At 67.4% G+C, this 17,895-nt stretch carries 18 protein-coding genes; 6 read left to right on the forward strand and 12 right to left on the reverse strand.

Annotated features, from left to right (window positions below; genetic code table 11):
• The first annotated feature begins 122 nt into the window (after positions 1–122).
• A complete protein-coding gene (locus tag C2865_RS14105) occupies positions 123–392 on the forward strand; it encodes a hypothetical protein (protein WP_106398915.1) in 270 nt (89 codons plus the stop codon).
• Between the two features lie 37 nt (positions 393–429).
• Here C2865_RS14105 and C2865_RS14110 read toward each other — a convergent pair whose 3' ends face one another.
• From C2865_RS14110 to C2865_RS14150, 9 genes are all read right to left on the reverse strand, one after another.
• Entirely contained in the window at positions 430–1,677 is a 1,248-nt protein-coding gene (locus C2865_RS14110) for a hypothetical protein (RefSeq protein ID WP_106398916.1), read from the reverse strand.
• Positions 1,678–1,833: 156 nt separating this feature from the next.
• A complete protein-coding gene (locus tag C2865_RS14115; RefSeq protein ID WP_106398917.1) occupies positions 1,834–2,955 on the reverse strand; it encodes a hypothetical protein in 1,122 nt (373 codons plus the stop codon).
• Positions 2,956–2,968: 13 nt separating this feature from the next.
• Positions 2,969–3,922 carry a thiopeptide-type bacteriocin biosynthesis protein gene (locus C2865_RS14120; protein WP_106398918.1) on the reverse strand — a complete coding sequence of 318 codons (954 nt, stop codon included), beginning with the start codon at positions 3,920–3,922 and terminating at the stop codon, positions 2,969–2,971.
• A complete protein-coding gene (locus C2865_RS14125; protein WP_106398919.1) occupies positions 3,904–5,040 on the reverse strand; it encodes a lanthionine synthetase C family protein in 1,137 nt (378 codons plus the stop codon). Before C2865_RS14125 ends, C2865_RS14120 begins: the two co-directional genes overlap by 19 nt.
• Entirely contained in the window at positions 5,037–8,051 is a 3,015-nt protein-coding gene (locus tag C2865_RS14130) for a lantibiotic dehydratase (RefSeq protein ID WP_232835593.1), read from the reverse strand. Before C2865_RS14130 ends, C2865_RS14125 begins: the two co-directional genes overlap by 4 nt.
• Positions 8,052–8,186: 135 nt before the next feature.
• Positions 8,187–8,363 (reverse strand): FxLD family lanthipeptide, encoded by a 177-nt coding sequence (locus C2865_RS14135; protein WP_106398921.1) that lies wholly within the window; start codon positions 8,361–8,363, stop codon positions 8,187–8,189.
• Positions 8,364–8,409: 46 nt separating this feature from the next.
• The gene (gene fxlM, locus C2865_RS14140) at positions 8,410–9,693 is read right to left on the reverse strand and encodes a methyltransferase, FxLD system (RefSeq protein WP_232835594.1); all 1,284 of its coding nucleotides are present in this window, start codon (positions 9,691–9,693) and stop codon (positions 8,410–8,412) included.
• Between the two features lie 19 nt (positions 9,694–9,712).
• Positions 9,713–10,099 carry a roadblock/LC7 domain-containing protein gene (locus tag C2865_RS14145; protein ID WP_106398923.1) on the reverse strand — a complete coding sequence of 129 codons (387 nt, stop codon included), beginning with the start codon at positions 10,097–10,099 and terminating at the stop codon, positions 9,713–9,715.
• Positions 10,100–10,164: 65 nt separating this feature from the next.
• Positions 10,165–10,434, reverse strand: coding sequence for a hypothetical protein (locus tag C2865_RS14150; protein ID WP_106398924.1), 270 nt, complete (start codon positions 10,432–10,434; stop codon positions 10,165–10,167).
• Positions 10,435–10,853: 419 nt separating this feature from the next.
• Between C2865_RS14150 and C2865_RS14155 the strand changes: the two genes are divergently transcribed.
• Together C2865_RS14155 and C2865_RS14160 are read left to right on the forward strand one after the other, a co-directional pair.
• Positions 10,854–12,092: a helix-turn-helix domain-containing protein gene (locus tag C2865_RS14155; RefSeq protein ID WP_157963709.1), complete on the forward strand. Its 1,239-nt coding sequence runs from the start codon at positions 10,854–10,856 to the stop codon at positions 12,090–12,092.
• Between the two features lie 7 nt (positions 12,093–12,099).
• The gene (locus tag C2865_RS14160; protein WP_106398926.1) at positions 12,100–12,813 is read left to right on the forward strand and encodes a creatininase family protein; all 714 of its coding nucleotides are present in this window, start codon (positions 12,100–12,102) and stop codon (positions 12,811–12,813) included.
• A 6-nt stretch (positions 12,814–12,819) separates the two neighbouring features.
• On the opposite strand, the gene C2865_RS14165 is transcribed toward C2865_RS14160, so the two are convergent.
• Entirely contained in the window at positions 12,820–13,611 is a 792-nt protein-coding gene (locus C2865_RS14165; protein ID WP_106398927.1) for a GntR family transcriptional regulator, read from the reverse strand.
• Positions 13,612–13,867: 256 nt separating this feature from the next.
• On the opposite strand from C2865_RS14165, the gene C2865_RS14170 reads away from it, so the two are divergent.
• Positions 13,868–14,359: an ATP-binding protein gene (locus C2865_RS14170; RefSeq protein ID WP_106398928.1), complete on the forward strand. Its 492-nt coding sequence runs from the start codon at positions 13,868–13,870 to the stop codon at positions 14,357–14,359.
• A complete protein-coding gene (locus C2865_RS14175) occupies positions 14,356–14,994 on the forward strand; it encodes a hypothetical protein (RefSeq protein WP_106398929.1) in 639 nt (212 codons plus the stop codon). The genes C2865_RS14170 and C2865_RS14175 overlap by 4 nt, the downstream gene beginning before the upstream one ends.
• Before the next feature lie 92 nt (positions 14,995–15,086).
• Here C2865_RS14175 and C2865_RS14180 read toward each other — a convergent pair whose 3' ends face one another.
• The gene (locus tag C2865_RS14180) at positions 15,087–15,695 is read right to left on the reverse strand and encodes a GDSL-type esterase/lipase family protein (RefSeq protein WP_106398930.1); all 609 of its coding nucleotides are present in this window, start codon (positions 15,693–15,695) and stop codon (positions 15,087–15,089) included.
• Positions 15,696–15,775: 80 nt separating this feature from the next.
• Here C2865_RS14180 and C2865_RS14185 point away from each other — a divergent pair.
• Positions 15,776–16,577 (forward strand): IS5 family transposase gene (locus C2865_RS14185; protein WP_232835639.1). Its coding sequence is split into 2 segments (ribosomal slippage): positions 15,776–16,107 and positions 16,106–16,577, totalling 804 coding nucleotides; the frame shifts between segments, so codons are not numbered across the junction.
• Positions 16,578–16,620: 43 nt separating this feature from the next.
• Here the strand turns inward: C2865_RS14185 and C2865_RS14190 are convergent.
• Positions 16,621–17,874, reverse strand: coding sequence for a tryptophan dimethylallyltransferase family protein (locus C2865_RS14190; RefSeq protein WP_106398932.1), 1,254 nt, complete (start codon positions 17,872–17,874; stop codon positions 16,621–16,623).
• Positions 17,875–17,895: the final 21 nt, after the last annotated feature.

Consider the following 17,895-nt stretch of genomic DNA (forward strand, 5'->3'; position numbering starts at 1 on the left):
AGCGACGAGCCCGAGCGCCAGGCCGTCCGCGGTAAGAGCCTCCCCGTCGCTGGCCTCCGCCAGCAGAGCGTGGATGGCCTAAATCGTCTCCAGTTCGCCGTCGAGCTCCTCCTCACTCATCAGTGCGCTCCATCACGGGCCTGTTTGCCGACGAGCGCCACCGCTGCGGGGGCTTGGAGCATGCGGAACTGCTGCCAGATCATGAACACATGAACTTGCGAGGGAAGATCGCAGCGGCGCTGATCTCTCTCGGCGCAGCGATGCACGATGCCGTCGTCCCGCTGATCGAAGATCCAGGTCTGTCCCTCAAGATCCGAAACACTGCCCGGGTGACGGCGGAGGCCGCTGAAACCCTGCGCATCCACTATGGCGGAGACGGCGGCGGCTGGTAGGGGCTGAACCCGAAGGTGTCCTTGATGACAAGGCTGCTCAGGGACGCAGTCCGGCCTTGTCGAGCTTGGCGATGAACGACGTCTTGCGTTTGTGCCGGTCCCGCAATCCGGCCAGGTAACCGGAGAAACCGGCTCCGTTCCCTGAGCGCCGGTAGGCCTCCCTGAGCCGGACCATCGACTTGACCGCCTTGTTGTAGCGGTACTTGTCACCGACCGTCTCCAACCGCCGCTCGATCAAGCCCTGGTAGGGCACGATCACCTCGGCGGGATGGCCGACCTCCCACAACTCGATCAGAGCGAACCACTGCGACTCGTGGAGCTCCTTCGGGTGCGCGACCGCGAGCCGCCACGCCTCGTCCAGCAGATTCTCACTGATCAAGGTGCTCAGCAGCTCGGCCGTATACCGGTGGTCGGCCCGAGCCCGGTCGCGGATGACGTCCAGCGCCCAGTCCCTCACCTGCGGCCATTGGTCAGCCTGCTCGGCGGTCTTGCGCAGCGCTGCGTAGTCCCGGTGCAGTGTCCGGTGTTCCAGCGCCGCACGGCGCAGCGCAACCGCCTCATCGCCACGACCGCCGTCCAACAACAGGCCCACCAGCCGATCCCGCAGCACATCGGCCTGATGCCCAGCCCCGTCCTGCGCCAGCCCCTCACGCGCCCACCGCTCGGCCTCATCGTCCCGCCCGGCCGCCCGCAGCACCTTCACGATCTCGGTGTAGCGATAGGTGCCGCGAAGATCCTCGGCCAGCACCGCAACATGCGCGTCTACATCGCCCGAGACCGCCGCCAACTGCTCTCGCAGATCCTTCACGCCCCAGGTCACAGCCCAGGAACCCGGATCATCGGTGGCACGGCGCTCCTCCACGAGCCGGGCGAGCTCGGCCAAGCCCCGCTCTCCCAGCGCATTCTTGAACTCCGCCAGCCGGATCTCCGGCCAGCCCGGCCCGTCCAACTGCATCTTCACCAGCCATGCCGCGAGCCGCACCGCGTCCGGCGGCGCCGCCGTGCATGCCCTCGCGTACAGGAACATCAGCTCGCGCATTTGATCGCCCACGATCCCCGGCGAGTCGTCCAGATACATCAACGCCGAAGTGATCCGCTCCACCGCCCGACGCGCCAACGGCACCGCTTGAGCCGCCTGGCCCCGCCCGATCAGCCCCTCGATCTCCGCCGCCACCTCACCGGCCCGTGCCGCGTACTCCCGACGCCCACGGTACGGATGACGGCGCCGATCCCACCGCAACCCGTCGATCAGCCGCCGCACCTCGACGACCTGCTCATCCGTCACGAGACCATTCAACCGAACAGCGTGCCCATCCCGAACCAGCGGAGGCAACGCTCTGGGTACGAGAACTACAGCATTCACCTGATCACTGGAAGGAGAAGATGAACCGAGGTCTCGATCCTGGATAGGCGATGACTTCGTGTCATCGGGACTTTCCATTCATGTGCTCGTCGACGCGGTGGCAACTACGGACCGCACAGCCGCTGCAGCCGTCTCTGCCGACTCCAAGAGCACGCGGCGCAGCTGATCCGGGATCGCCCCGGAGTTGAGGCCTGCACCCTCCACCAGTGCGTTCAACGTGATCTGGCGGTCCGGGCGTAGGAAAGGAGCAGCTCGGTGGTGGCGGAGGATCTCGCGGGCGGCGTAGCCGTCACCGATCCGCAGAGCCCTGTCCACGACATGCTCCAGGGCAAGCGCGGCAGCCTTCGGATCGGTCGGCTGCACCAGGGCTGCGACGGTCAGGCCTGCGCGGGTGTGGAAGACGATGTACTCGGGCCTGAGTCGGTCGTTCCAGAATGCTTTCAGCATCCGGTCGAGAGCCGCGCCTCCGTTCCACACGTCGGGTGTGGTGCACAGGACGGCCAGGCAGCTTGCGACGGTCTTCTCCCACGGGTCGATCAGGTTGGAGTCGTCGAGGACGGCTTGCGCCTGGGCGTGGTCGTCGGCCAGCAGCCGGGCGATCACCAGTGCCTGCCGTCCCTCCATGAGTCGCGTGCCGATGCCGTTGTGCGTGCGGGCGTGGGCGGCTGCGTCGTCCCATCGGCCTGCGAGCACCAGTGCGCGGATGCCGTCGCCGAGCAGCTGGAGCCATACTGATTCCAGCAGTCGGCGGTATTCCTCCCGGGTGCCGGTCAGGTCGCTCAGCCGGATGGTCCGGCCGTCGACGTCGAAGTCCGTGCGCGTGACGGCGGCCTTGTACATGGCGTTGAGTAGATCGAGTGCGGCTTGCCCGTCGGCGGCGCGCAGCCGAAGCCGTACGAGGTTGATGACGGGCTCCAGCTGGTAGCGGGCCTGGGTGACGGTGAAGTGCGCCCCCTCGGTTCGGTAGGCGTCGATGTGCTGGTGGCACAGGTCGGTGGCCAGGTCGGGCAGGCGGCAGTCGGAGGCGATCAGGGCGGCCATGTTCAGGGCGTGAGCGCCTTCATGGAGGAGATCGGTGTCGGCGCGGCGAGCGGTTCGGGCGACCTCGTCGATGCGTTCGGCGAGGGTGGGGCAGGCCGGCTTAGCCCACCCGATCAGGGGGAAGTGACGCAGCGCGAGGGCAGCGGCTTCAAGGTGCATGTGCTGATCCTGGTCAATCCGGTGGCAGGAGCGCGGCGGCTGCGGCGGAGGCGAGGATGCCTTGCCGGTCAGTGGACAGCCCCAGCCGGTTCCAATGGAAGATCACGATGTGGGAGAGCACGGCGCGCAGACCGCGTTCGAGATGGCCTTGGGCGGCAGCGTCGCGTAGTCGACGGCCTGCGTCGGTGTAAGCGGCAAGCCATCCGGTCGCGTGGCCGACGTCGCCTTCGGCCGAAAACAGCGGATTGCTGGTCGGGTCGGGGATAGACAAGAAGGCTCGCACGTTGTCGATGAGCGGCGCGAGCGCGGCGGGATCGGGTGGCGGACGAAGGCGGGCGGTGCGCGCGAATACGTCGCCTCGCTCGAAGCTGTCCAGTCCGGCCGCGTGGAGCAAGTTGCCCAGCAACAGCAACGACATCTCCCGTCGGCCTACCGCTGGGGCGGGTTGCCGTAGGTAGTCCAGGACTCCGGCGGTGTCGCCGCAGAACAAGTCATGGATGATGCCCATGGCGGTCGGCCCACCGAACGCGGCGGTCTCCGGCTCGTACAGGCTCGGCTGCCATCCGGCGAGCCTCCCGATCGCGGTCAGTTCGTCCAGCACTTCGGTGACGGAGTGAGGGTCGGCGTGGTGGAGCCGGAGCCGCCAGCAAGGGTGTTTGCGCAGGAACCACCATCCGGTGATTGCTCCGGTCACGGTCAGCTCGTCCAGACGCGGCCCGAGATGGAAGGCGCCGACAGTCTCGGCTTTCGTCCAGTCGGTGAGTTCGGCCCGGACCTGGAACCAGTCGTCGCTGGCGCGCTGCTCCAAGGCCGCTGTCCCGGCCGCATGATAGATGGTGACGGCGTCGTCGAGATCGGCGGCCTCAGTTCCGTAGCTGGCGGCGGCTGAAGCGGTGTCGGTGCCGGCGAGGACGGCTCGGACCGCGTCGGTGAGCCGAGTGGGCGAGGTCAGGTGATCAGCAGGCATCGGTCCCAGTCCGAAACAGGAGGAACGTTGCGGCGTGCGGTCTCGGCGGCCAGGTCGATGCCTGCGGTGCCGGTGAGCATGCCGTCCGAGTCGCCGTCGGGTAGAGCGGCCAGGCGGGCGGCGAGGGTGGGGAGCCGTTCGGCGATGGAGGGGCACTGGGCTTCACAGGCTGCTCGGTAGGCGGTCTGGTAGACGCCAGCGAGTCCGTGGCACAGGCCTGGGGTGTCGAGTCGGGCGAGGTGGTGGTCTGTCAGGTTCGCGGCCAGTGCCGTCTCGGCGGCCTTTCGGGGGGATTCCTGGCCGTTTGCATCAGCGGCGAGTTGGAGGGCGCGGGCGATTCCGACGGCGCCGTAGCACCAGGACGGCCGTCCTGGGTGGGTGTAGGAGATGAGGAGCCCGGCGCGGAGGTCGTCGCGGGACAGCCATTGCGGCCACCACGGCCCCTCAGAGGAGTCTTGGCGCCATCGGTCGAAGAAGTCGATCAGACTCTCGATCGCTTCCCGCTGCCCGTTGACAATGTGTCCGGCGCGGGCGGCGAGGGCGAGCAGCGCGAGAATCCCGGCGGCTCCGTGTGCCATTCCCAAGTTGGCGTGGCCTCCTGGAGTCGGCAGGGCGGGGTCGGGGTGGTGGTCGACCCACCAACCGGGCACCTGGAGGCCGTCGATCACTCGGGGGCGGGTCAAGCAGGTGAGGTAGGTCAGGATGCTGCCGAACACTTCGCTGCCTGGGACGCGGGCCAGCAGGAGCGCTCCGAAGCCGGTCAGGCCTTTGAACAGGTCGTAGTCGGCGAAGATGGCCGATCGTCCTGTCCGTATGGCCTCGGTCGCTTGCGTGAGCTTTCGCTCGGCCGCTGTCCTGACGTACTCGTCCAGGGTGTGGCTGGCGTTGAGGTAGCGGGGGTGGCCGTCGGTGGAGGCTGCGGTCAGGACGAATGCCACGGCGGGGGCGCCGTAGTACAGGCCGGCGTTCGGGCCGCTGTCGACCGGGTCGGCGACAGCTTCTCGGATGGCGGTCTGGGCTTGGCTCCATTCGCCGTCCTGCAGCGCGCGTTCGACGTGCAGGAGAGCGCGACCGGCAGCGCCGTCGGCGAGGGACTGGCCCGGGGGTTGCGAGTTCACCGGACGGCTCCGTCCAGTGCGAGGCGTCGCATCGCGGCGGCGCGGGCGAGTCTGCCGGTGTCGCGTTCGACCTCGGTGTCGATGATGACGGCTCGTCGGTGATGTTCGTGGAGGAGGCTGCGCAGCACGCTGTTGGGTTCCCGTTGCTTCGATACCGTCCGGTGGTAGTCGGTTAGGGCGATGTCTCGGGCTGCCCATGCTTCTGCGAGTGCTTGCCCGTCGGATAGGTCTTGGACAGCCTGGTAGCCGTCGGTGGGGTCAGCGAGCCGGTGAACGTGAGCGGTCAGTGTGCGGTCGATCGGGCCGCTCCCTCGAGGTAGCCGGGTGAGTAGCGCGCGGTAGCCGGTGACAGGGTCGGGAGCGAATGCGGCGGCCAGGTGCGCCATCGACGCTGCGGCCAACGCCTGCGGGGGGATTCCGCTGGATTGGGCTGCCTGTAGCTGGGCGATGGCTGCGATCGTGTCCGCGGCGAACACCCGCTCGGCGGCGTCCAGCGCGTCATCGTGCCCGTACCGGCCGGGGTGTTCGTGGCAGGAGGTGAACGTGAGTCGGCTGGGTAGACCGGCTCGGGACATGGCCTTGGCGAATTCCCCGAAAGCGTGTGCGGCCGGAGCCCACCCGTCCGGGTCGTGGAGGCGGACGATCACCATCAGGTGGTGGTCGGCTTCGACCCGGATCAGGTCACGGGTCCTGGTCGTCCACCATCGGTCGACCAGCCCGTCCAGGCCGGAGAAGAAAACGGGTAGGTGGCCGGTCAGGATGTCGTCGAATCGGGCCGGGTCGCCGGCCAGTTGCGCGGCCAGAACGAGGCCGGTACCCGGCGGGTAGGTTTTGCCAGGTGGCGTCGTTGTCGGCAGGGGACGGGGCACGGCGACGCGCATCGGGAGGAGGAACTCGACCGGTCGGCCGTGCGACCATCCGAATCCGTCTGGGGGCGCGTCTTCCAGTAGCTCTATGCGGAGTGTCTTCTTCAGTTGGGCTGTGAGCAGGGCACGGTCGAGCGGCTGGCCGAGGTCGAGTGGCAGCCGTAGTGCTCCAGTGTTCACTACGACTCGGGCCGGAACTCTCCATCTGCGCAGCCACGTCTCCAGCTCGGGCAGGTCGGCGGCTTCCAGGACCCAGCGGGCCGGTGCCAAGACCGTCCGCTGGTAGTGGATGCGCGGGATATAGACCAGGTTGCGGGCCGCTCCGACATCGAAGGGGCTGAACGCGGCGGTACGGGCACCGGCGACCTCGGCCAGGAACCTCGCGAGCGGTGGTGTCTGCACCGTGAGTTCGAGGGCGTGCGGGATCCGCGGCGTGATCCTCCGGCCGGTGGAGGCCTGCACCAGGTACATCTGTTCGGCGTCGGCGGTGACCGCCAGGTCTTCTATCCCGATCATTGTTTCGGCCGTGCTGTCGGGGTGGTCGCCGATCGGCACGATGTGCGGGAGGTAGGCCGGGGTTCGGGTGACGTTCTCGTTGCGGGGACGACGTGGCGGGAAGACGAGTTGCACTGCCAGAGCTTCGCTGGACGCGTCGGTGTACCCGACGGCGAGCCGTGCACGGTTCTCGTCATCCAGCAGGTGTCCGAATCGTCCGGCCATGCTGGTGGGGACGGCGGGCGCTCCGGTCACGCGCAGCCGGTACTCCCCTCGGTCGATCGCCGTAGTGTCGGTGGCGTGCAGGGTGAAGGCCAGCTCGATCCGATCGGGCGGCACCGTCGCGGCGGCGTCGCCGAACGTGAGGGCGTTGACGTCGGCGTCGGTCAGGGTGATCTCTTCGGCCTGGTCCATGTGGGCTCGTTCGATCAGCCGCAGCAGCGCCACGTCCCGTTCGGTGATCATCCGCCAGCCGGGGCGGGCTTTCGTCGACCCGAGGAATCCGGAGGGGTAGCCGAGCCCGGCCTCCGACACCAGCTCGGTCACCGGCACGAGCGCGCCGGGGCCGTATCGGTGGCGGAACTCGGTGTGGTAGTCCAGCCATGCACCGGTCCCGAACGGCTGGGACACCACCCGCAGCAGGACTCCGGCGGCACGTTCGGCCTCGGCCAGCACGTGGGCGGGGATCGACACGTCGGCGTCCAACCGAACGTCGTGGGCCAGGCACGGGCGTGAGGCGACGTTGACGCCTGCCATCGTCGTGATAGCGCAGTCGGCTGCCGTAGCGTCGCCGGTGTTGTGTGCGGCAATGTCGGCACCGATGTGTTCCAGCTGAGCGAGGAGCTCGGCAACGTCGTCCAGTCCTGGGCCGGCCTCATCACCGAGCGCTTGGCGCAGAACGGTGATGAGGTGTGTGAGCCCGTCAACGACCGTCATCGCCGGTCGCAGGTTCGTGATGAGCGCGCCTTGGTCGATGAGCCCGTGCAGCACGTTGCAGATCGCTTCGCGCGACGCTGTCGGATAGGCGTGCAGGAGGTCGGCTTCCAGTTGGGCGAAGGGAATCGGTGTGCGGGAGTCAGCCAGCGCGGTTTGAACTGGGCGGGTGTAGCGGACCGTTGCGTCACGTAGCGGGCCTGGCAGGCGTTCGCCGGTTGCGGTGCGGCGCGGCACGATGAGACGGCCGTCGCGCACGGTGGCGGTGCCGACGGCGACGACCGTCAACCGTGACCGCAGCAGCCGGTGCGCATCGAGGCGGGTGATGACGTCGGTCAGCCACTCGGCGTCCGCTCGGGCGATCGAACGATGCCCGGTGCCGAATCGGACGGCGGTTGGGCCGCTCCGAGCTGTGGTGACCCCGGCGAACAGGCCGAACGGTGTGGCGCGGCCCTGCCACCGCTTCAGGTAACCGGCCAGGGACAGGATTGCGCGCTGCACGTCACGGACGGTCGCGGCGTCGTCGGAGAGCGTCCAGCGGTCCAGGGCTTCGGCCAGGTCGGGGCTGGCCTCGCTGAGCGCAGACCTGATCTGCGGGTGTTCCCACGTCTTGATCAGCCAGGCACGTCCGTCGGTCTCCAGCGCGAGGTGGTCGGCGGGATCGAGGTCGGGGAGATCGAACCCGCCCGGATCTGTGGTCGCGCGGACCAGGATCACGCCGTCATGGGCGTAGGGGACGAGGGGGACGGAGCGAGACGTCTTCACATCGAACTCCCGGAAGGTGGAGGGCTCTCCGCCGTCCCGTCCGACTACAAGGTGCGGGACGGCGGATAGGTTCAGCGCGGCGGGATGTCAGACGGGGTTGGCGACCCCGCTGTTGCAGGCGCTGGTCTGGCAGGTGCTGCCGCAGCCGTCGCTGGTGCTGCAGTTGCCCATCAGCGGGGTCAGGGTCTCCACGACGCGCATGTCCAGTACGAAGTCGTCGTCCTCCAGGACGGCGGTCGGGCTGTCGGGGGTCAGGACGTTCATTTCCTGTCTCCTTGGGTCGGTTTCGGGGTTTCCCTGGCCTACGGCGTCACTGCGCCGAGGGCCAGGAGATCGTGACCAGGCCGTGCCGCTTCACCAGGACCGCGGCGTCCTCGGGGAAGTCGTGATCGCTGCCGTTCGGCCAGAACGCGACGCTGTCGGGCTGGGGACGTCCGGCGGCGGCCCAGGCCTGGATCTGGGCGACCAGAGCCGGGCCGGCATCGCCTTTGCCCCAGCCACGTGCGAGGAACTCATCCCCGTCGCCGTCAGAAGCCGGACCGATCGCCAGGTAGGCGAAGGAGCCGTCGTCGGCCACCGCGCCGAAGGGGAACCAGCGGCGTTCCTCAGCCAGCTCCGTGCCCTCGCCTGCGGCGATCCGGCAGAAGCCCGGCAGGAAGGACGCGAACCACAGGTGCAGGTCGGCGAAAGAGACACCGCGCGGGATGTCGACGCCTGACCACAGCTCGGTGCGGGGCTTGGCCAGGACACCGTCGAGCGGGCTCAGCTCCTCTGGCATGACGTCGAACTGGAGCTTGACGACCCCGCCGCGAGGGTCAGGCAGTTCGAAGACGCGCTCCTGGTGCTCGCCGTCTCCCTGCATCGGCACGAACCCGCACACCTCGAGCGAGGTGCTCTCCAGATGGTCACCTACGCGGCGGAAGGCGATGCTGCGGGTGACGTTGTTCATCCGCAGCGGCACGACCAGGCGGCCGTCCGGCTTGAGGTGGTCGATCCAGGCCGGAGGCACATCCCAGGAGCCAACGGTGACGATCACCGCGTCCACCTTGCCCAGACCGGGGATGGGGTGTTCGGCATCGGCGAGCAGCACCTCGACCTGGCCTCCGTATCCGGCGGCGTCGAGAGCCTTGCCGGCGTTAGTGGTGATGTCGGGGTCGATGTCGACGGTGACGACCCGCCCGCCGAGCCCGACCACTTCGGCGATCAACGCCGCATTGAGGCCCCCGGAGCCGATCTCCAGCACGGACATGCCCGAGGCGAGGTCGGCCTGCTCGATCATGCGAGCCTGGATGAACGGAGCACTCAGCGAAGAGATGATCTGCCCGTGCCGGTCGGTCTTGGCCGCGACCGCGTCATCAGGGTTGTAAGCAGCCTCCAAACCGGTCCCCTCCGGCATGAACACCTCACGGGGAACGGTCCGGAAAGCACGCTCCACACCGTCGAACGTGATCATCCCGGAGGCGACGAGCTTGTCGACCATCTCTTGGCGGGCACGGCTCGCCTCATCGGCGAAGTTGTCGACCGTCGTCATACAGATCTCCCTTGATCTCGTGGTTGTCGTGATGACCGCCCACCAGCAGCGGGCTGCGTCCACGTCCTTGCTGACACGTTGCTCAGCTCAGCAACGACAGGGCGGGACGGAACCGGGTGGTGAGGTGTTCTGCCAGCTCGGCGATCGTGGCCAGGTCGGCGCCCCCGTCGGTAAGCACTGCCAAGCGCACGAGCTTGTCCACCGAGCGGGTGAGCAAGAATCCCTCGCTGAAGTCCACGAGGATCTGGTGGACGGGCTGCCACTCCTGGGCAGGGGCTGCGCTCATACCCAGGGCGTACAAACCGGAGCACGCAGCAGCCATTCTCTCCCCGACGTCCTGCTCGGTCTGGGACGAGCGGCCTATCAGTAGACCGTCCGCGCCGAGCAGCACCGCATGCCGTACTCCCGCCACCGAGAGCTGGGCGAAGAACTCTCCGAGCTGGATTGACGGCTCGGTATCGCGTCTCATCGTCTTGTTCCTGTCCTGGTGAAGGCGCTGCTCAGGCGTGATCAGGGGTGGGTGTCAGGACCTCGTCACGTCCCGCGAAGCTCTTGCGGCCGCAGGGCGATCTCTGCCTGCTGCACGAGGAGGTCGTGGAGCTGCTGGTGAGTGTCCGCACCCACCGTGAGGAAAAGTCGGCCTTCCTCGTCGGGGTGGGGGGCGCGGCGGAGCGTGGCATACCAACCGCCTGATCGGCTGCCTTCGGACTTGCTCCGCCACACACGGTGGGTGGTGCCGAACTCGTTCTTGAGCGCTTCGAGGGCTTCGGCTTCACCTGCCCGAAGCGTGTTTGAGCCGGACATCGGAGTACTCCTTCCCGTAGCTCCACCAAGAAGACAGAAGTTCCAAAACAGCCTGCCCACCCATCCGCTAGGCGACGGCCGCTTCGTTTCCAGGATCAGGGAGTGGACGGCCGACGGCGATGCGCGCCATGCATAAGCGGTATGCGTAAGACGCATAATTCTTCGATGCCCCACCCTGGCAGCGGCCTAAAATGATGCCCATCGATCAAAGCGGCAGTGCCGAACAGGACCTTTGGGTGAATGAGGCCATGGGAGCGCATACGTGCCGTCGGTGCGACACACGGCTGGCACGCGACAACAGCGGCGAGCTGTGCGGATCCTGTCGGCGCGGGTATCGCGATGCGCTTCAAGCGCCGCCCGATGTGCCTGCGCGTTTCTGGGAGGATCCCCACATACGCCGAGCGGTCGAGACACAGCACGTGGGCAGGCTCATCCGCGCGTTTCGTCAGCACCCTCATCATGGACGAGCCATCTCACAGAGCGTGGCCGCCTCCTGGCTGCACCTCTCGCAACCGCAGCTCAGTCGGATCGAGTCCGGGCCGGCCGTACGGGACTTGGCCCGGCTGACTCAGTGGACGGGGCTTCTGGGCGTTCCCAAGAACCTTTTGTGGTTCACCCCCGGCCGGGAACAGAACGGTCACCCAGAACACGTGATGTCCAGCTCCTCGCGTCCTTGCGATCCGCACGACGTTCCCGACCGGATGATCGTGTCAACCGCTCAGATCAGCCGGATGGAACTGGGCGGCACTACGCTCCTGAGCGGGCTGCAGGGAATCCTGGCGGCCCACATCCAGGCCGATGCGATGCTCGGTCCGCTCCTGCTGCTCAACGCGATCACGTCACATGCCCCCGTCGTCGAGCAGATCTGCCGGACCGCTGGTGAAGACCGTTCCCGTGTACTGGTGTTCGCCACTGAATTCGTGGAGTTCTGCGGTTGGCTGTTCCAGGACGTCGGCGATTTCACATGCGCTACGAAATGGACTAATCGGGCACTGGACTATGCGCTGGAGCTGGGAGATCCCCGGGTCACCGCCTATGTCCTGATGCGTAAGAGCAACATAGCCACCGAAAGTGGAGACCCTGACCACGGACTCACCTTGGCCAACGCCGCGCTGGCCACCGCTCCACAGCTGACCCCGCGGCTACGCGCGGTCATCCTGCGCCAGCGTCTCCACGCTCATGCCCTGCTGCCACATACGGACAGCCGGCACCGGTTCCAACAGGACGTCGAGCTGGCTCTGGCAGAGGTCAATGACAGTCTCAGCCAGGAAGAGCCCGACCGGGCCGGATACTGCACCCCGGCCTACATCGAGATGGAGATCGGGGCGTCTCTGCTGCGAGCAGGCCGAGCGCACGATGCGCTGCCCGTCCTGCAAGCACACCATTCGCGCGGGTTGGATCCCATGCAGGCCCGCGATCGCGTTTTGGGGCTGGCCCGCCTGGCCACGGCTTACGCGGCCCTAGGCGAACGTGACCAAGCTTGCCAGGTAACCGTGGAGGCCGTCCAAGCCGTGGACACGATCCGCTCGTGGAGGGTCGGAACTCAGCTCAACACGCTGGAAGCCAGTTTGTCTCGGTGGTCGGGGGACCGGAGCGTGGAAGAGGTGCGAGGTAAAGTGCGCGCAGCGGCAAAGGCGCCGTGGCCGACTCCGAACTGAGGAGAACGTGAAAGAGCTGCTGCCCACCACGACCACCCTCGACGTCCAGAACAAGCAGTCCGGCATTGCCCTTCTGCCGATCGGCAGCTTCGAACAGCACGGCCGACACCTCCCTCTGGCCACGGACACGATCGTGGCCTGCCTGATCGCGGACCAGCTCGCCCGTAGCTACCCGGTGCTGCAGCTACCTCCCGTCACGATCTCCTGCTCCCATGAGCACAATGCGTGGGCCGGTACCGTCAGCATCTCCTCCGAGACGCTGAGCCGGATCGTCCGGGACGTCCGCCATTCCCTGGCTCGGACGGGGGTTCCGACACTCGTCCTGGTGAACGGGCACGGCGGAAATTACACCCTGTCGAACGTCGTCCAGGAGGCCAACGCCGACGGCCATCGCATGGCGCTCTTTCCCGCTCGAGAGGACTGGCAGGACGCCCGGAACGCGGCAGACCTGGTTTCTTCCAGTTACGAGGACATGCACGCGGGCGAACTGGAGACCTCTCTACTCCTCCATGCCCACCCCGACCTCGTCGGTCCCGTCACTTCAGCAGACGACACCGTCGCTGAGAACCGCCGCCACATGCTGACCACCGGCCTGGCGCGCTATACCGACACCGGCGTCGTCGGTCGACCCTCCCTTGCCTCGGCCGACAAGGGCAAAGCCGTCCTGGAATCTCTCACCGATTCCTTCTCCGCGCTCCTGGATCTGCTGTCGGCCTCCTGACCTCGCTCAGGCCGAATCGGCCGGAGGAACGGGCCAGGAGGCGGTGTCATCGCGTCGCAGCGCCGTGGTGATCTCTCCCCGGTCGGCGGGGACGAGTACGACCGTGACCTCCACGGGACGGCCGGTGCGGGCCGAGATGCCGGTGCGGGTCAGTTCCAGTACCGGCATGCCGGAGCGAGGCATGGCCAGCAGCCGGGCCTCCTCGGCGGTGGGCATGCGGGCGCGGACGCGTTCGGTCCAGGTCAGTGGGCCGTGGCCGGCTTCCTCCAGCCGGTCGAGGTAGCCGCCCGGGCCGGTGGAGATCTCACCTGCCTGCGGGGCGTCTGCGAGGGCCTGGGGATGGATCCAGGAATCGGTGATGTCGAACGGAGGCTCCCCTACTGGGGCCATCACCCGGCGGCGACGTAGCAACGGTTCTCCTGACGCCACTCCCAGCAGTTCGGCGATGTCGGCAGGAACCGGTTGCGTGCTGCGGCGGGGCGGGATCACCGGAAGCCACTGTTCCTCGGGTGTGCTGGCTCCGGGGAAGACGTATCCGGAGCTGGAGCGTCTGACGGTGGTGTCCCGCGTGATGCGGCGTCGAGGGGTGCGCGGTCGCACGATGATGCCCCGGCGCTGGGCGGCCTCGACGAGTCCTTCGGTCTCCAGTTCGGCGATCGCCCGGCGGATGACGTCCTTGCTCGCCTGGTAGGTCTGGGCCAGGTCCCGGTAGCCGGGCAGACGGCCGCCCACCGGGTATTCACCGACCTCGATGCGTTCACGCAGGTCGGCGGCGATCTCCTGATACCGGGCTGCCATGGACGTCCTTCCTCGATCTTCTGACTCGTTCATGCTCACCCATACCAAACAAGTATGGACCAGGTCCATTGACAGCCACTCCGCTTGGATGTGACATTGGACCCGGTCCAATCGATAGCTCCATGGCTCGACGCACCGAAGCCAGGTGCTTCAGCCACTGAATGACGCAACCCACTCGGGCGGGCTCTGCGCCACCCGACCTTCCGTCCGGAACACCCGCCAAGGCTGGATTCCGATTCCAGAACGGACTTCGCCCATGTCATCTGACCTCTTCCGCCCCGGCAAAGGCGGGGAACCGCTCGAGACCGAACGCCTGTGCCTTCTGGCGCTTGCCGTATCGGTCCCGTTCGTCCGGCGCACGGTCGCCAAATGTCTCTCCGCCTGGGGCTTGGACGACCTCGTCCTCCCCTGCACCCAGGTGGTCACCGAACTGGCCGCCAACTCCGTCGCCGCGGCTGACGCCGAGCGAACCTCCAAGCCGCACGAGCGCGCAACCGGGACGTTCACCGTCCACCTGTCCCGCACCTCCACCCACCTGCTCATCGAGGTCGGCGACGCTTCCTCTGCACTGCCCAAGCCGCGGACTGCCACCGAGCAGGACGAGAACGGACGCGGCCTAGTCCTCATCGAGGCGCTGGCTGACCGCTGGGGCTGGTACCCCAACGACCTCGAAGGGAAAGTCGTCTACGCGGCCTGGAACCTGCCCGGCATCCCCACTGCTGCACGCCCGGCGGAGGCGAGGCAGTGAGCGAGCAGCCGCCTGCGGCCGGAACCTACGATCCGCGGCCGATCCCACCCCTCCTCCTGCTCGCCCTTCCCGCGAGTCTGGGCGAAGCTTCCGCGCTGAGGGCGATGGCCCGCACGGTCCATCAGACGCACACCGCGCTGCGCCAGAGCATCGAGACCTCCGTCAAGGCCATCGAAAAGGCAGACGAGAAGGAACAGGATTACTGGTGGGGCAGCCTCGCCGCCTACAGCGACTCCCAGGACTTCCTGGTCAGGGAGCTCTGCGACCAGTTCGGCCTCCACGACCAGCTCGACGCCTGCGAGCCGCTCCCCGGCGACCCGGTACACGCCGACACCTCGCTGTACCGACCTCGACTGCCGGCTTCCGACGTCGAGGTCCCGGAGGAAATCCTTGAGGTGCTGTACGCCAAACGCGATCACCTCGCCTCGCTGGCCGCGAGCTTCAACGCCGAAGCCAACGGCTGGAAGGACAACGACACCGAAGACCTGTGCCTTCTCAACCGCGGAATGTCCCTGGCCTACGCCACCGCGTGCGATCTCATCGAACAGGCACTGGCCAGAATCACCGGACTCGACCTGGCGGTCCTCACCGCCTTCCTCGACGAACACGGCACCACCCGAGGGAGCTATCAGTAACCGACGCCGCCTCGTGGCTCGCGGCCAGATAGCGGGGAGCTATCTGGCCGCGCATGTGCCGGAGGGTGATGCTGGGTGCTGGTGGTTGCCGGTTATTGAGCCGGGCGCGTGATCCATTCATGCCAATGGCCGGTGAGGATGATGTCCGTGAGCTTCTGGTAGCCGCTGCTACCCGGGTGGGCACCGTCGCCGGCCAAGACTTCCCGGGTCCACGCGGGGTCGTCGGCCAGTTCCCGGGTGGTGGCGATGAACGGGACGCTTCGTGCCCGGCAGAGGGCGGCCATCTCCTCGGAGAGCTTCGACGTCCGTCGCAGATGCTCTTCTCCTGCGACGATGACCGGTGGGGGACCTACCACCAGGACGGCGACGGCCCGGCGCCGGCTCTCGTCCAGGATCATCGCCAGGTTGTCCAAGCAGCGGGCGGGGTCGACGCGGACTCCGCCGTTCTCCTCGATCATGTCGTTGCTGCCGAAGGAGACGACCAGCCGGTTGTCGGCGCCGGGCAGCGTCCGGGACCCGACTTCCTCCCAGCAGCGGCGGAGGACATCGGCGGAGGTGTTGCGCCTGATGCCCAGGTTGAAAGCCGTGACGTCGCCGCGGGTGGCCTGGAGGACCCGGCCGACCCAACCTCGATACTCCGGGTCACCGATCCCTTGGACGAAGGAGTCACCGATGAAGCAAATACGTAGATCCCTGCTCATCCGGTCAACCCTAAGACCATGTCCTACGTGGATTTTCGGGCGATCTACGGCGATGATCCTGGATCATGTTGATGTCGAGTCTGGGTCTGCGGTTGGTGCCGGATGAGCTGTGGGAGTTGTGGGAGCCGCTCGTGCCGCGCTATCCGGAGCGGCGGCAGGGCGGCGGGACCGCGCCGTTGGACGACCGGGCGGTGTTCACCGCGATCGTGTACGTGCTGACCAGCGGCTGCGCCTGGCGGCACCTACCGACCGAGTTCGGAGTCTCCTCCTCCACCGCCCACCGCCGGTTCATGTTCTGGACCGAACAAGACCTGTGGCCGCGGCTGCACCAGGCGGTCCTGGACGAGCTCGGCCGGCTCCGCCTGGTCGACTGGAGCAGCACGATCGTGGACGCCGCCTTCGTGCGGGCGAAAAAGGGGGTCACTGACCGGCCCCAGTCCGATCGACCGGGCCAAGAAGGACAGCAAACTCCACGTGGTCTCAGATGCGGCCGGACTTCCGCTGGTCGTGGCCGTCTCGGCCGCCAACACCCACGACATCCGCTTGTTCAAACCGCTCATCGAGGCCATCCCGCCGATCCGCTCCCGACGCGGGCCGCGCCGCCGCCCGGCCAAGGTCCGCGCCGACAAAGGGTATGAGTCCGCTGAGCTGCGGCGCTGGCTGCGCAGGCGAGGGATCGTCCCGCGCATCGCCCGCAAGGGCATCGAGTCCAAAGAACACCTCGGCCGCCACCGGTGGAAGATCGAACGCACGCTGTCGTGGCTGTTCGGCTACCGCCGCCTGACCGTCCGCTACGAGCGCCACGGCGACCTATTCACCGCCTTCCTCACCCTCGCCGCCGCCCTGACCTGCTACAAGAAACTCGCCAAAATCACCACATAAGATACGGTCTTAAGGAACGAAGCACTAAGAAAGCCCTACCCCGTCAGTCGCGGACGGGCGATGGCCAGCAGAGTTCCGGCCAGCGGCGTTGCGGATCCAGTGAGAGCCAGCCGTGGCGGTCGTGGTAGGCCCGCGAGCCGAAGTAGATGGCGACTCGGGGGCTGCCCTGGACCCGCTGGTAGGAGACGTGACCGTGGATGCCCTGTTCGCGTTCCAGCGGTCGGCTCGCGAGGGCGTTCAGGCACTGTGCGTACGCCTCGGTCGGCAATCCGCACCGGACGAGGAAGTTCCTGATGCGGCGGTGGGCGATGAGATCGTTGTCGATGTACGGCTGGATCGGCAAGTGCAGAGCGGTGTGCTGCAGCCGGTCGGGAGCCTCCACGGTCAGGTGATAGGCGCTGTAGACCGGGCGCAATGACAGGGAACTCTGCTCGCCCAGGACGGTTCCGACAAAGGTCGCCCACTCACCCCGTGTGGACGGATCCACCGCCGCGCATCGGGCGTCGAGTTCCGTCGGCGTCGCGTTGAAATGCTTGATGTAGATCTTCACTCTCGCTGTCGGCCCGGCGAAGAGGTCGAGCGAGAAGTGGCTGAACACGTCCTCGGGGCCGCACATCGCCAGGAGAGGCGGCACCACAGCGTCGAATCCGAGGCGGCCGAGGGCTTCGGAAACCGTCACCGCGGCGCGTGTCCGGCCCCGAGCCAGAGGGTTGAGGTAGAGCTTGAACAGCGGTGGGCTGTCGACCCCGAATCCGACGGCATGTGCCGTGGCCGCGTGCAAGGCGTCATCGGACGGAGCGAACAGGTCCTCGAGGAGGCGGAACGGGCCGAGGTCCACCCCACACTTCTCGGCGAGCCACTCGTTCAGCCTGTCCGCGGCCGACCAGTAGGTCCGCGGCGATGCCGGGTCGGCCTGGGCCTCGACGAGGAAGCGCAGGCCCAGTCGGTCCGGTCGGATCTCCAGCGAGAACTCGTACGGCGTGCAGTCGGCGCCCACGGCGGACCACCGCGGAGGCAAAGCAATATCCCGGTCGCCGCACAGGTCTGCCAGTTCCCGAAAGAGCGCGAGGATCTGGTCTGCCCGCTCGTGGAGACCCGTGGCACCGCACAGCCGCCGCAATTGGACGGACCCGAGATCGTAGACGGTGCCTGACGCCGGGGGGCTGCTTTTGGAGGGCGAGCCCAATGGGGGAGCTTCAACGGTCTCGGGACGGAGCAGGTCACAGCCACTCTGGTCCTCCACCCGACCCTCGCCGTGGGGCCTCACAGATGCCGACGGCTCGGTGTCACTCGGCATGGCGCACTCCTTTCACACTCG

Origin of the sequence: Actinocorallia populi, from assembly GCF_002995495.1 — a bacterium.
Classification (GTDB): domain Bacteria; phylum Actinomycetota; class Actinomycetes; order Streptosporangiales; family Streptosporangiaceae; genus Actinocorallia; species Actinocorallia populi.

Bases quoted from the DNA above. Each gene is read 5' to 3' on its own strand.
- C2865_RS14115 (WP_106398917.1), bottom strand. From the start codon at position 2,955: ATGCACCTTGAAGCCGCTGCCCTCGCGCTGCGTCACTTCCCCCTGATC.
- C2865_RS14120 (WP_106398918.1), bottom strand. From the start codon at position 3,922: ATGCCTGCTGATCACCTGACCTCGCCCACTCGGCTCACCGACGCGGTC.
- C2865_RS14135 (WP_106398921.1), bottom strand. From the start codon at position 8,363: ATGAACGTCCTGACCCCCGACAGCCCGACCGCCGTCCTGGAGGACGAC.
- C2865_RS14145 (WP_106398923.1), bottom strand. From the start codon at position 10,099: ATGAGACGCGATACCGAGCCGTCAATCCAGCTCGGAGAGTTCTTCGCC.
- C2865_RS14150 (WP_106398924.1), bottom strand. From the start codon at position 10,434: ATGTCCGGCTCAAACACGCTTCGGGCAGGTGAAGCCGAAGCCCTCGAA.
- C2865_RS14165 (WP_106398927.1), bottom strand. From the start codon at position 13,611: ATGGCAGCCCGGTATCAGGAGATCGCCGCCGACCTGCGTGAACGCATC.
- C2865_RS14170 (WP_106398928.1), top strand. From the start codon at position 13,868: ATGTCATCTGACCTCTTCCGCCCCGGCAAAGGCGGGGAACCGCTCGAG.
- C2865_RS14180 (WP_106398930.1), bottom strand. From the start codon at position 15,695: ATGAGCAGGGATCTACGTATTTGCTTCATCGGTGACTCCTTCGTCCAA.
- C2865_RS14190 (WP_106398932.1), bottom strand. From the start codon at position 17,874: ATGCCGAGTGACACCGAGCCGTCGGCATCTGTGAGGCCCCACGGCGAG.